A 13,886-nucleotide genomic window follows, 5' to 3' on the forward strand; every position below is an offset into this window, starting at 1 on the left:
AGGGGGCAGAGTCAGTGTTCAATAATCAAATGTTAGGTGTTATAGATGAAACCACATATAAGCATTCTCTTCAGGATTTAACAGCACAGCGGTCGCTCGGGGCGATCCCTTTTGCCGGCAGGTACCGTCTGATTGATTTTATGCTTTCCAACATGGTGAATGCGGATATTAGGAGTGTTGCAATTTTTCCGAAGTATCGTTACCGTTCGCTCATGGATCACCTTGGAGCGGGTAAGGAATGGGATTTGCACCGGAAAAAGGACGGCCTCTTTTTTTTCCCGTCTCCCCATCTTCATCACGAATACGATGAATTCGGGTCCTTTCGCCAGTTTTCGGACCATCTAGATTACTTCCACAGAAGCACGCAGCAATATGCTGTTATCTCCAACAGCCATACCGTATGCAACATTCAATTTCAATATGTGCTGAAACGCCATCAGGAGGTTGGCTGCGACGTCACCGAGGTATTTCAGGACGGCCAGTCGCTGCAAATCTATATCATGTCAACAACGCTTTTAAAGGATCTGATCTACGGACATAGCGAAAAAGGCTATAAAACCATTCAGGAGGCTGTTGAAAAGGAATCTTCCGCCCTGACCATTTGCCCATATGAATATTCAGGTTATGCCGCTGTCATTGATTCGGTGGAAAAATATTATACCCACAGTATGGAGCTCATTCAGCCTCGTTTTTGGCAGCAGGTGTTTTTGCCGCAGCAGCCGATCTATACAAAAGTGAAGGATGAGCCGCCTACGAAATACGGAAAGCACAGCACTGTCAAAAATTCTTTGGTGGCAAACGGCTGTGTGCTTGAAGGAGAGGTTGAAAACTGCATTTTGTTCAGGGCGGTCCATGTCGGAAAGGGTACGAAGCTGAAAAACTGTATTATTATGCAAAAAACGCAGATTGGCGAGGATTGTCTTCTTGAGCAGGTCATTTCGGATAAGGACGTTAAAATCGGCAAGGCGACGGAAGCTGCAGGAACAGCTGAGCAGCCGCTTGTATTAAGAAAAGGTTTGGTGCAAGGAGAGCTGATGAATTCTTGAAGATATTATTTGCTGTGTCAGAATGCACCCCATTTGTTAAATCAGGAGGTCTTGCCGATGTAGCAGGTGCTCTGCCAAAGGCACTTGCACGATTAGGCAATGAAGTAGCTGTGATGCTGCCGAAGTACAGACAAATACCTGAACCGTGGAAAAAGCGTATGAAAAAAAAGGCTGAGTGTACGGTAGCTGTCGGCTGGCGTCAGCAATATTGCGGAATTGAACATATGGCCAAAGATGATGTGAATTATTACTTCATCGACAATGAGTACTATTTCAACAGGGATTCGTTGTACGGGCATTATGATGACGGTGAGCGGTTTGCCTTTTTTTCAAGAGCTGTGCTGGAGGCTGCCAAAGTTGTGAATGTTCCAGCCGATATTGTTCATACTCACGATTGGCATACAGCGATGGTCAATTATTTGCTGAAAGAGGAGTACAGAAAACATCCTTTTTATGAACGGATGAAAAGCGTGCTTACGATCCACAACCTGCAGTTTCAAGGCATATTCCCTCCTGATGTCACACATGACTTGCTGGGTCTTGAGATGGATCATTTTCATTATGAAAGGTTAGAATGCAACGGATTTGTTAATTTTATGAAGGCGGGCATCATTGCGGCTGATCATGTGACAACTGTGAGCCCCACTTACAGAAATGAAATATTGACTCCGTATTATGGTGAGCAGTTGGAACAGGTTTTGCAATATAGGGAAAATGATGTAACCGGCATATTAAATGGCATTGATGATACGTTCTATCAGCCGAAAAGCGATCCTTATATAGAGGCGCAATACGATTCAGGGGATCTTGCATGCAAGTTGGAAAACAAAACGAAGCTTCAGCGGCGGATGGGGCTTCCAGAGAAAAACGATATTCCGCTGATCAGTATGGTGACAAGGCTCACTAAACAAAAGGGGCTTGATCTTGTCCGCAGAATTATGCACGAACTTCTTGAGGAGCAAGACATACAGCTGGTTGTGCTGGGCACAGGAGAACGTGAATTTGAAGATTATTTCCGGTATGCAGAATTTGCTTTTCATGAGAAGTGCCGGGCTTATATCGGGTTTGATGAGCCGCTAGCTCATCAAATTTATGCGGGCTCTGATATGTTTTTGATGCCGTCGAAATTTGAGCCGTGCGGTTTGGGGCAGCTCATTGCTCTTCAATATGGCGCCATTCCGATTGTCAGGGAAACGGGCGGTCTTTACGACACTGTTCGTGCCTATCAGGAGGAAGAGGGAACGGGCAATGGCTTTACGTTTTCCGCCTTTAATGCGCATGATCTGAAATTTACGATTGAACGAGCGCTGTCGTTTTATCGCCAACAGGATGTATGGAAGAGCATCGTGAAGACCGCAATGAATGCAGATTACAGCTGGAGGAAGTCGGCTAAAGAGTATCAGCGTATTTTCGAGCAGGTGACAAGGAGTGGACGGGATGTTCTCGAGTAAAGAACGCTTTGCAGACTTATTTTTAAAGCGTCTGGAAATGACGTGCGGAAAAAGCTTTAAAGATTCTGCCAAGCTGGATCAATATAAAACGTTGGGCAATATGGTCAGAGAGTATATCAGCGCTGATTGGATCGAAACGAATGAAAAAAGCAGATCAAATTCCGGGAAGCAGACATATTATTTATCAATCGAATTTCTGCTCGGTCAGCTCCTTGAGCAAAACTTAATGAATCTTGGTGTTCGTGATGTTGTAGAAGCTGGTTTAAAGGAAATCGGCATCAATTTAGAGGAAATCCTTCAGATAGAGAACGATGCAGGTCTCGGCAACGGCGGGCTTGGCCGCTTGGCCGCTTGCTTTTTAGATTCTCTTGCTTCGTTGAACCTGCCTGGGCATGGGATGGGCATACGCTATAAGCATGGTTTGTTTGAGCAAAAAATTGTAGACGGGCATCAGGTGGAGCTGCCTGAGCAATGGCTGAAAAACGGGAACGTATGGGAAGTAAGGAATGCGGATCAAGCAGTAGACGTGCCGTTTTGGGGCGAAGTCCATATGACAGAAAAAAGCGGGCGCCTGCATTTTCGCCACGAACAAGCCACAATCGTTACCGCTGTTCCTTATGATATCCCGATCATCGGCTATGAAACGGGCACTGTCAATACGTTAAGGCTTTGGAACGCCGAGCCCTATGCGCATTATCACGGCGGTAATATTTTGTCTTATAAGCGGGAAACAGAAGCGGTTTCTGAATTCTTATATCCCGACGACACCCATGATGAGGGGAAAATTTTACGGTTGAAGCAGCAGTATTTTTTAGTATGCGCAAGCTTAAAAAGCATTGTGAACAATTACCGTAAAACACATAAATCCTTATCCGGCCTGCATAAAAAAGTGAGCATTCATATTAATGACACTCACCCTGCGCTTGCGGTGCCCGAGCTGATGCGGATTTTGCTCGATGAAGAGAACATGAGCTGGGAAGAAGCTTGGCATATCACTGTACATACGATTTCTTATACAAATCATACAACATTGTCAGAAGCGCTCGAGAAATGGCCGATTCATTTGTTTAAGCCGCTGCTCCCGCGAATGTACATGATTATTGAAGAGATCAATGAGAGGTTTTGCCGTGCAGTTTGGGAAAAGTATCCGGGAGACTGGAAAAGGATAGAGGACATGGCGATTACAGCGCATGGTGTTGTCAAAATGGCTCATCTGGCCATAGTAGGCAGCTACAGTGTAAATGGCGTTGCAAAAATTCATTCCGATATATTAAAGGAAAGGGAGATGCGCGACTTTCACTTGCTGTTCCCGAATCGTTTTAACAATAAGACGAATGGAATTGCCCACAGGCGCTGGCTGTTAAAAGCGAATCCAGGCTTGTCTGCCATCATTACAGAGGCGATCGGCGATGAATGGGTCAAACAGCCGGAATCACTGATCCGTTTAGAACCGTACGCCTCTGATCCTACATTTATTGAACAGTTTCAAAACAACAAAAGCAAGAAAAAACAAGAGCTTGCCGATTTGATTTTTTGCACGGCCGGGGTGGTTGTGAACCCTGACAGCATATTTGATGTACAGGTGAAACGGCTCCATGCATATAAACGGCAGCTGCTGAATGTTCTTCACATTATGTATTTGTATAACCGCCTCAAGGAGGACGCTGGGTTTTCAATCTACCCGCAAACCTTTATTTTCGGGGCAAAGGCTTCACCAAGCTATTATTATGCCAAGAAAATCATTAAGCTGATCCATTCTGTCGCAGAAAAAGTCAATTATGATCCAGCGGTCAAACAGCTGATCAAAGTTGTTTTTTTGGAAAATTATAGAGTTTCTATGGCTGAGCGAATTTTTCCGGCATCAGACGTAAGTGAGCAAATTTCAACCGCAAGCAAGGAAGCGTCTGGTACAGGGAATATGAAGTTTATGATGAACGGGGCTTTGACGATCGGCACGCATGACGGCGCAAATATCGAGATCCTTGAGCGGGTGGGCCCTGACTGTATTTACACGTTCGGCTTAAAGGCGGATGAGGTTCTATCGTATCAGGAAAACGGCGGCTATAGATCGAGGGAATATTATCAGCATGACAGGAGAATCAGGCAGGTAGCGGATCAGCTGATCAATGGTTTTTTCGAAGGAGAAGCAGATGAATTCGAATCGATCTTTGACTCGCTGCTTCCGCATAATGATGAGTATTTTGTGCTGAAGGATTTCAGCTCATATGCAGATGCGCAGGAGCGAATTCAAGCTGATTATCGAGAGCGAAGGAAATGGTCTGAGCGTTCGATTGTAAACATTGCTCATTCTGGATATTTCTCCAGCGACCGCACGATCCGGGAATATGCGAAGGACATTTGGGGCATCAAGCCGATGATGTGAAAAAGCCGCTGTATAAGCGGCTTTTTTTGTTCACAGATTCATTGAATTGATTGTAAAGGATAAGAACGTCGCAAATGCACTCCATAAAAAATAAGGCAAAAGAAGATAGCTTGCGGCTCTGCTGTATTTTTTGGCAATGATCAGTAATACGATTGCTGTGATGGCGACAAGCAGGCAGTCAAGCGATGCAGCCAGCAGATTTTTTTGCGTAAACTGGAAATAGCTGAATGCTTGATTGAGCACGTAATTTATCAAAAGTGTAAACCAAAAGCTTTTCGCACCTTTAAATGAAAACGCAGCATATACAATGGCTGCTGAAAGGGAGATCAGGGCAAACAGGATGGCCCAAATGATGCCGATCGCAGTTCCGCTTGGTGTCCAGTCCGGTTTTTTCAATGAATTGTACCATTCTTGGTCCACAGGAAACAGGTAGCCTGCGGCTGAAAACAGCGCATATGTAATCACAAAAACGGCTAAAGCGCCGACAATCTTTTTCATATTTGCAACCTCCGCATGTATTTATTTACCCTTTATCTTATAAAGATCAAACCCCCGATATGCGGGGGAAATGATGGTCTTAAATAAGCTGCTGCAATGCGTTTGCTTTAATGCGTTCATATTCAAAAGCTGATTCTAATTCTTCCTTCGGTAAAGCAGACTTGCGGACGTATTTTTCGCGAATGACATCGTAAAGCTCGTAAGGAAACAGCATATCAATAAACATGACTTGTTTTTGTTCTTCAGTTAATGGGGCTCTGGATTCGTATGCGTTCAGCATGACATGAAATGTTTCTTCATCCCAAACGCCCGTCGTATCCAAAAGCGGAATAATCATTTTGCGCAAATCGCGAATAGGCAGATCAAATGAAACGGTATCTAAGTCAATGACCCAAATCTGTTCATTTTCCCCTAAGAGTGTATTTCCGGTTCCGTAATCCTGGTGGCAAAGGTTAGGGCTTTTTTTCAGCTGTTCAGTCCATGGAACATAGGTCGACTGCAAAAGCCGGTCTTTGATGCGCAGCCCGTCTTCAATAAAGCCATCTATCTCCTGAAGATAAAGCTGTGAGAAAGGATCTTCTTTTTCCGCCTCCGCCATCAGCTTCCACGTTTCCATCTGTTTGCACCGTTTCGTATAGTGGTTCGGCCAGCGACCTAATTTGGTAAATACGGGAACGCCATTTGGCGGCTGATATCCGACGGACGCTGTATGAAAATCAGCAAGGCCTTTCATGATAAACTCCAAGTCCTGCTTTACAGTCAGCTCAAACGGTCTTCCTTCGATCCAGTCATATACGACAAATAGAAATGAGCCGTGCTTGGAATATAGGCTGCCTTTTTTGTTTGGGAGTATGCCAGGAACATTCATGCCTTTTTTTGCCAAATAGTCCTGCGCGAAAATGGAAAACAACGCTTTCTTTTCTGGCCTGTGTATTCGTTTTAGACAAACTGCGCCGGAGTCTGTGTGGACCTTCCAGACAAGCGCCATCTGGTTTCCCTGAATGACGTCTATTTTTTCAGTCTGCACATCCCATCCTTGAAGCACATTTTCAGCCAGCTCCGTTAATTTTTTTGCATCTTCTGCTGATAAAGGAAGCTCTGATGAATTCCCCTCCTCAATGACTTCATGGTTTTCTGCCATTAAAGGACACATCCTTACCTGTTTTACTCCTACCTTATGAATCAAAAGGAAAAAATGATTGAGTTATTTGACTATATTTAATAGATGAATCTGGTTGTTTACCCGTTTTGTTTTTAGGGCAGTCCCATTCCGCACAAGTTGGTTGTTCAGCCGTATCATGATTCTAACTAGTTAAAAATCATGCAGGAATGGAGGCTATGTATGAAAATAGCACTGATCGCCACAGAGAAGCTTCCTGTCCCATCGGTTCGAGGAGGCGCTATTCAAATCTACCTCGAAGCGGTTGCCCCTTTAATTGCCAAAAAACATGAGGTGACTGTGTTTTCTATTAAAGATCCGAATCTCGCTGATAGAGAGAAGGTAGACGGTGTCCATTATGTGCATTTGGATGAAGACCGTTATGAAGAAGCCGTTGGAGCAGAGCTGAAAAAGAGCCGTTTTGATCTTGTGCATGTTTGTAATCGCCCAAGCTGGGTTCCGAAATTGAAGAAACAGACGCCGGATGCTGTTTTTATTTTAAGCGTTCACAATGAAATGTTCGCTTACGATAAAATCAGCCAGGCGGAAGGCGAGATTTGCATCGACTCCGTAGCGCAGATTGTTACGGTCAGCGATTATATCGGACAGACGATCACAAGCCGTTTTCCGTCAGCACGATCAAAAACAAAAACGGTGTATTCCGGTGTGGATTTAAAAACGTACCACCCTCGCTGGACGAATGAAGGGCAGCGGGCTCGCGAAGAGATGCGAAGCGAGCTGGGGCTTCACGGCAAAAAAATCGTCTTGTTTGTCGGCCGGCTTAGCAAAGTCAAAGGCCCGCACATATTATTGCAGGCTTTGCCGGACATCATTGAGGAGCACCCCGATGTCATGATGGTGTTTATCGGGTCAAAATGGTTCGGAGATAATGAATTAAATAACTATGTCAAACATCTTCATACCCTTGGTGCGATGCAAAAGGATCATGTCACATTTATTCAATTTGTGAAGCCAAAGGACATTCCGCGCCTTTATACCATGTCAGATGTATTTGTATGCTCTTCGCAATGGCAGGAGCCTTTAGCAAGGGTGCATTATGAAGCGATGGCTGCGGGACTTCCTATTATTACAAGCAATCGGGGAGGCAATCCAGAGGTCATAGAGGAAGGGAAAAACGGCTACATCATTCATGACTTTGAAAATCCTAAACAATATGCCGAACATATCAATGATTTGCTGAGCAGCTCGGAAAAGCGGGAACGGCTTGGGAAATACAGCCGCCGTGAGGCAGAAAGCAATTTTGGCTGGCAGAGGGTGGCTGAAAATCTGCTCAGCGTCTATGAAAAGAACAGATAGAAGGGGTGAACAGAGTGTACCAAAAAGAGCATGAAGAACAGATTGTGTCCGAAATTCTCAGCTATTATCCTTTTCATATTGACAATGTGGCGCTGAAATCGAACAAAAGCGGGCGCAAAATCTGGGAAATACAAACTGATCATGGCCCAAAGCTGCTAAAAGAAGCGCAAATGAAACCGGAGCGGATGCTTTTTATCACTCAGGCACATGCCCATTTACAAGAGAAAGGGCTGCCGATAGCACCGATTCATCAAACAAAAAATGGCGGTAGCTGCTTGGGCACGGATCAGGTTTCTTACAGCTTATATGACAAAGTGACAGGAAAAGAAATGATTTACTATGATGCAGAGCAAATGAAAAAAGTCATGTCGTTTGTCGGTCATTTTCATCATGACTCAAAAGGATATGTTTGCACAGATGAAAGCAAGAAGAGAAGCCGGTTGGGAAAATGGCACAAATTGTACCGTTGGAAGCTGCAGGAACTGGAGGGGAATATGCAGATCGCAGCATCCTATCCTGATGACGTATTTTCGCAAACTTTCTTAAAACATGCTGATAAAATGCTGGCAAGAGGAAAAGAAGCTCTTCAGGCGCTTGATGACTCAGAATACGAAACCTGGACAAAAGAAACGCTCGAGCATGGCGGATTCTGTTTTCAGGATTTTACATTGGCACGTTTGACAGAGATCGAAGGGGAGCCTTTTTTAAAGGAGCTTCACTCGATTACCTACGATTTGCCGTCAAGAGACCTTCGTATTCTGCTGAATAAAGTGATGGTTAAGCTTTCTGTATGGGATACTGATTTCATGGTTGCACTGCTCGCGTCCTACGACGCAGTGTATCCGCTCACAGAAAAACAGTACGAGGTACTTTGGATTGATCTCGCGTTTCCGCATTTGTTTTGTGCAATCGGGCACAAATATTATTTGAAGCAAAAGAAAACGTGGTCAGATGAGAAGTATAACTGGGCGCTGCAAAACATGATTTCTGTTGAAGAATCTAAAGATTCGTTTTTGGATAAACTGCCGGAACTGTATAAAAAGATAAAAGCGTATCGGGAGGCGAATTGACATGAGGTCATCGAGACAAAAAGCCTCTATTTCTAAACTGGATCTCGACCAATTCGTATTTACACCGCCTGGACCAATGGGATGGCAGGCTCATGACTCAATCTCAGCTGAGAAGGAAGAAGAGGAGAAGCATTTAGATGTGGGCAGCATTCGAGAGCTCCCTCACATCAATGCACCGAAAGAATATCAAGAAGAAACGATGGAAAAGGAAACAGATCACAAAATCGTCGATGATGAAGAAGAAACAAAATTCGAAACCACTCTAGAGCCTGAGGAGGAGCATGATTCGAAACGCTCAGTGCCCCCATATGAAGAAGAGGATGAAGATGAAGATGAAGAACCAGACTTAGCGGAAGAAGCTAAAGTGGAAATCATCATTCTTCCAAGTGAATCTAAACCAGCTCCATGGTTTTCTCAAACCGTAAAGCGCAAGGCATAAAGTCACATTTATGCCTTTTTTTATGTTTTCTGCAGCAAAAAAACAGCCCGTTTTGCAACACGAGCTGTAGGTTTTATGTTTTTGCTTTCACAAAAAGCTGATTGATAGATGATAAATCAAAATTTTGCGTCAGAAAAGGCGGCGGAAATTGTTTGTTTTTCGGGGTCAGAACGGATTGGTAAACAGTATTGAGCCTTTTGGCCGCATGGGTAAAGGTAAATAAAGCTTCTACATGCTTTCGGGCGTTTTTTGTCATTTTGTTCATTAATTCTTGATCTGTAAAGGCTCTGTCAATTGCTTTTGCAAATGAAGAAGGTTTGTTGTATCTGTCGATGACAAGACCGGTGACTTCGTCTTTTACGACTTCTCCGTTTCCGCCCCGGTTTGTGGTAATTAAGGGCGTGCCGGCCGCCATTGCTTCATAATTCACACGGGCGAGGGGTTCGTTCCACTGAGAGCTGCACACAAATACATCTGCCATCAGAAATAGGTTTGGGATGTCGTCTGCGGGAATGAATTTTGTAAAGATTATGTGGTCTCTGTATGGCAGGGCCAGCGTGCGCAGATAGGTTACATAATGGTTTTCGCTGTCATCGCTGAACCACTTCCCGCCTGCTATGACCAGTACAGCATCAGGGTGCTGCTGCAAAATCCTTCTCATGCTGTGAATGAGAAGGTGAGGTCCTTTTGTCGGGCTTAAGCGGCCGGCGAATAAAATAACTTTTTTATCTTCAATACCGTATTTTTTCCGGTATGTTTTTCTGACAGCCGAGCCTTTCATCGTCCAGACGGGCGGATAAGAGTTTAAATCAACGCCGGAATACACAACTTTTGTGATGTCCTCGGCTTCAGGGAAACGTTCAATGACGGTTTGTTTAATAAATTCGCTCACAGTTGTGATCATGGAGACATTGTCGAGTACTTCTTTTCCTTGCGCGAAGGTCATCTTTTTTTCAGAAAACATTTCGTTATGCAGGCTCAGAACGATCTTGCTGTTTGGTGAGGCTTTTTTATATAAAGAGACATTTAAAGGCCTATTGAACACATGAATGAGGTCAAAGGAAGAGGCTCGCAGCTCTTCGGCTACCGCCTCGCGGTAATGTTCTTTTGGCAGATGGATATAATGTACGCCGTCTTTTGTTTCTCTTTTTGGGAGCGATGGATCTTCTATTGAAAAAATGGTCAGGTCGTACCTGCTGCTGAAATAGGGCGTGACACCGTCAATCATCATTTGAATAGCGCCGCCGCGTACTGCGGGCGCCGGCAGCTTTTCTGTACAGATAAAGGCAAGCTTCATTTTTATTCCCCCTGATACAGCGACGATAAATAGGCGATTTCGTTGGTCAAGCCATCCTTTAAGGATGTGGCGGGATCATAATGCAAGAGCTGCTTTGCTTTTGAAATATCCGCCCACGTGTTGCTCGGTTCCCCTGCTATTTTGTCCGAAAAGTGCAGTGTTGCTTTTCTACCGGAAATATCCTCAATGAGGGAGACAACCTTTAAGACTGAGGCACGCTCAGCACCGCCGATATTTACTGTTTCACCAATAAGGTGGGTTTTCCCAAGAACAGCGGTGATGCCTTTGACACAGTCGCCGATATAAGTGAAATCTCTTGACTGCTGCCCATCACCGAAGATGGTAAGCGGCTTTTGCTGAAGGTGCTGCTTAATGAGCCGGTGAAAAGCCATATCCGGCCGCTGTCTTGGCCCGTATACGGTAAAAAAACGGAGAATCACAATTGGAATGCCAAAGCTTTGTTGATACACATGGCAAAGCTTTTCTCCCGTAAGCTTTGTTACCCCGTACGGAGATAAAGGAGAAAGCGACGTGTTTTCGCTGACTTTTCCTTGTTTTTCGCCATAGACCGAAGAGGTGGATGCAAAGACGAACGTTTGAATAGAATGTTCCCGGCACGCCTCGAGGAGCCTTTGGAGCGCTTGGATATTATGTGCGGCATATGGGTGAAAATGATTGCCCCAGCTTGAGCGGACACCCGGTATGGCCGCCAAATGAAAGATGACGTCCACTCCTTCCAGTAAGGGAGCAAGATCCGCTGTCAGCAGATTTTCCTTTATGAACGTAAATCGCTTTTCCGGCAGCAGGTTTTTAAGGTTTTTTAGTTTCAAGGAAAATGGAGTAGGACCGATAAAGTCATCGATTCCGATAATGTTATGTTTCTTATCTTTTAGTAATTCTTCGCAGAGGTGGGAGCCGATAAAGCCCGCTGCTCCTGTGACGAGTATTTTCATGGACGGCCAACTCCCGTACAGATCAGGCCGCAAGCCTCGATCAGTTCTTTTTTCAGTACGTTGCGCCCGTCAATCACAAGACGCCCTTTCATGATATCTGCAGCCTTTTTCCAATCAAACGCTAAAAACTCAGGCCATTCTGTCGCCAAAAATAAAAAGTCACTCTCTTCGACCGCATCAAAAGCTTGAGAATGCTGAGTTACATGTTGCCGCAAATGTTCTGGAAGTACAGCTTCAGGATCATATGCATGAACATCACATCCCAGCTCCGCCAGCCTTTCCATCAGTCTGACAGCCTGAGAATTCCTGATGTCATCGGTATTCGGTTTGAAGGAAATGCCGAGTACAGCCGCTTTCTTGCCTTGAAGTGTTTCGAAGAATGACTGTATTTTTTTGATATACAGGCCGAGCTGGGTGTCATTAATGTGCTGCACGGCCCGGAGCAGGAAGGTCTCCGTGTTTTTTTCCTGGGCAGCAAATTGCAGCGCCTGCAGATCCTTTGGAAAACAAGAGCCTCCGTATCCGATGCCTGCCTGCAAAAAGTGCTCCCCGATCCTTGGGTCTAGACCGATAGCGCGGGAAATATCTGAGATATCTGATTGATAGGCTTCACATATGCGGGCCATTTCGTTAATGAACGAAATTTTGGCCGCTAAAAAGAAATTGTTGGCATATTTGATCAGCTCTGCTCCCGCTAAGCTTGTAACGATAAAAGGGGTATCAATGTGTTTGTAAATGGATTTGACGATGGCTGCCGATACGTGATCTTCTTCCTGAACACCGATGACTGTTTTGTCAGGATGCAGCATGTCATATAAGGCATTGCCTTCCCGCAGAAACTCCGGATTGGATACGATATTAAAGAGGTTTTTAGACACTCCGGAGGCAATCAGAAGTTTTGCTATGTTTTCATTAGTCCCGGGCGGAACAGTGCTTTTCGTAATAATGGTTTTATACGATCGGATCGCCTCGCTTAAATCACCGATGACGGACTGCAGGGCTTTCGTATCAGCTGATCCGTCCGAACGCGGCGGAGTTCCGACTGCGATAAAAATAACGGGACATTCCTCCATGCTCGATTTCACTTCAGAAGAAAACGAGAGATTGCCGCAACGAAGTATTACATCTGAAAGCCCAGGCTCGTAAAAGGGAATGACTCCTTTTTTCAGCTGCCCGATTTTTTTGACGTCTTTGTCTGTGCATATCATGTCATGTCCGATGGATGCCAGTGCCGCTGATAGGGTTAAACCGACATACCCGGCGCCAACCACACAAATTTTCATCACCTGAGCTCCTTTACAAGATTACTGGTCATATATCAATATCCTATTAAAAAAGGGCTGGTTCGTGATTCCGCTTTCTGCCCAGTTGCTCCCGCCTAATTTCAGATGTACAAACATCGGGATGCGCTCTTGGAATATCATGTAATAAACATGAGCTGAGGGGAAAATAACATGATAAAAAAAGCGATCATTCCTGCAGGCGGATTCGGCACGAGAAATCTGCCGGTGACGAAGGTGATTCCGAAAGAAATGTTTCCGGTAGGATCTAAGCCTGTGATTCATTATCTTGTTGAAGAATTAAAGGAGTCAGGCATTGAGGACATTTTGATGGTTGTATCGAGCCATAAAAATCTGATTGTCGACTATTTTGATTCCTCTTTGGCACTTGAGGCTTTTTTGGCCTCTAAGAATAAACTGCATTTGCTTAGTGAGCATCCCATTCCGGATATACGGATTCACTATGTGCGCCAGCCTTATGCAAAGGGTCTTGGCGACGCCATTTCTTTCGGAAAGCAATTTGCAGGCAAAGAGCCTTTTGCCGTCGTTTTGCCAGATGATCTGATTTTTTCCGCCAATCAGCCGGCTTTAGGACAGCTGATTGAAGCGTATACGAAATATCAGTCCAGTGTGATCGGCTTAAAAGAAACAAAAACGGAGGATTTACATCATTACGGGGTGATAAAAGGGGAGCCTGTTGAAAAAGGGCTTTATCGCATACAGGATATTGTGGAAAAGCCTAAACAAAACCCTCCGTCTCATTTTGCCGCAGCAGGGCGTTATATTTTCACACCTGATATTTTTAATGAGCTGGAGGCATTAGAAGCTGATAGCGGAGGAGAAGTGCAGGTAACGGATGCGATAAAAGCTTCGCTCGGGGCATGTACTGTATACGGGAAATTGCTAGAGGGCGAGCGGTATGACATCGGCCTGCAAAAGGATTATCTGAAGCTGATTTACGATATGCTGAAAATGGAAAAGAACCCCCAATAA

At 44.8% G+C, this 13,886-nt stretch carries 12 protein-coding genes; 7 read left to right on the top strand and 5 right to left on the bottom strand.

All coding sequences use genetic code 11. The features are described 5' to 3' along the window. Positions 1 to 14: 14 nt before the first annotated feature. Genes glgD through glgP form a run of 3 tightly spaced genes read left to right on the top strand, consistent with a single transcriptional unit; the run spans position 15 to position 4,880 of the window. Positions 15 to 1,046 carry a glucose-1-phosphate adenylyltransferase subunit GlgD gene (glgD, locus tag ACQVGT_RS05505; protein WP_004398841.1) on the top strand — a complete coding sequence of 344 codons (1,032 nt, stop codon included), beginning with the start codon at positions 15 to 17 and terminating at the stop codon, positions 1,044 to 1,046. Beyond that, positions 1,043 to 2,497 carry a glycogen synthase GlgA gene (glgA, locus tag ACQVGT_RS05510; protein WP_015483604.1) on the top strand — a complete coding sequence of 485 codons (1,455 nt, stop codon included), beginning with the start codon at positions 1,043 to 1,045 and terminating at the stop codon, positions 2,495 to 2,497. Before glgD ends, glgA begins: the two co-directional genes overlap by 4 nt. After that, positions 2,484 to 4,880 carry a glycogen phosphorylase GlgP gene (gene glgP / locus ACQVGT_RS05515; RefSeq protein WP_015483603.1) on the top strand — a complete coding sequence of 799 codons (2,397 nt, stop codon included), beginning with the start codon at positions 2,484 to 2,486 and terminating at the stop codon, positions 4,878 to 4,880. The genes glgA and glgP overlap by 14 nt, the downstream gene beginning before the upstream one ends. A gap of 30 nt (positions 4,881 to 4,910) precedes the next feature. On the opposite strand, the gene ACQVGT_RS05520 is transcribed toward glgP, so the two are convergent. Next, positions 4,911 to 5,378, bottom strand: coding sequence for a TspO/MBR family protein (locus ACQVGT_RS05520; RefSeq protein WP_003229024.1), 468 nt, complete (start codon positions 5,376 to 5,378; stop codon positions 4,911 to 4,913). Between the two features lie 79 nt (positions 5,379 to 5,457). Further along, positions 5,458 to 6,531, bottom strand: a complete 1,074-nt coding sequence (gene cotI, locus ACQVGT_RS05525) for a spore coat kinase CotI (RefSeq protein ID WP_080030688.1) — start codon at positions 6,529 to 6,531, stop codon at positions 5,458 to 5,460. 189 nt (positions 6,532 to 6,720) lie between these two features. On the opposite strand from cotI, the gene cotSA reads away from it, so the two are divergent. From cotSA to ACQVGT_RS05540, 3 genes are read left to right on the top strand one after another with little or no spacing between them, the layout of a single operon-like run. After that, positions 6,721 to 7,854, top strand: coding sequence for a spore coat protein CotSA (gene cotSA, locus ACQVGT_RS05530; protein WP_046340261.1), 1,134 nt, complete (start codon positions 6,721 to 6,723; stop codon positions 7,852 to 7,854). Positions 7,855 to 7,868: 14 nt separating this feature from the next. Further along, on the top strand, positions 7,869 to 8,924 hold the full coding sequence (gene cotS, locus ACQVGT_RS05535; protein WP_015384458.1) for a spore coat putative kinase CotS: 1,056 nt from the start codon (positions 7,869 to 7,871) through the stop codon (positions 8,922 to 8,924). Position 8,925: 1 nt separating this feature from the next. After that, positions 8,926 to 9,363 carry a hypothetical protein gene (locus tag ACQVGT_RS05540; RefSeq protein WP_015384457.1) on the top strand — a complete coding sequence of 146 codons (438 nt, stop codon included), beginning with the start codon at positions 8,926 to 8,928 and terminating at the stop codon, positions 9,361 to 9,363. A gap of 73 nt (positions 9,364 to 9,436) precedes the next feature. Here ACQVGT_RS05540 and ACQVGT_RS05545 read toward each other — a convergent pair whose 3' ends face one another. Genes ACQVGT_RS05545 through ACQVGT_RS05555 form a run of 3 tightly spaced genes read right to left on the bottom strand, consistent with a single transcriptional unit; the run spans position 9,437 to position 12,896 of the window. Beyond that, on the bottom strand, positions 9,437 to 10,660 hold the full coding sequence (locus ACQVGT_RS05545) for a glycosyltransferase family 4 protein (RefSeq protein WP_015384456.1): 1,224 nt from the start codon (positions 10,658 to 10,660) through the stop codon (positions 9,437 to 9,439). Positions 10,661 to 10,662: 2 nt separating this feature from the next. After that, positions 10,663 to 11,613: an NAD-dependent epimerase/dehydratase family protein gene (locus ACQVGT_RS05550; protein WP_015384455.1), complete on the bottom strand. Its 951-nt coding sequence runs from the start codon at positions 11,611 to 11,613 to the stop codon at positions 10,663 to 10,665. Further along, positions 11,610 to 12,896, bottom strand: coding sequence for a UDP-glucose dehydrogenase family protein (locus ACQVGT_RS05555; protein WP_015483601.1), 1,287 nt, complete (start codon positions 12,894 to 12,896; stop codon positions 11,610 to 11,612). Before ACQVGT_RS05555 ends, ACQVGT_RS05550 begins: the two co-directional genes overlap by 4 nt. 171 nt (positions 12,897 to 13,067) lie before the next feature. Between ACQVGT_RS05555 and ACQVGT_RS05560 the strand changes: the two genes are divergently transcribed. Continuing rightward, a complete protein-coding gene (locus tag ACQVGT_RS05560) occupies positions 13,068 to 13,886 on the top strand; it encodes a UTP--glucose-1-phosphate uridylyltransferase (protein ID WP_015384453.1) in 819 nt (272 codons plus the stop codon).

The sequence above is a fragment of the Bacillus sp. SCT118 genome, assembly GCF_058566435.1.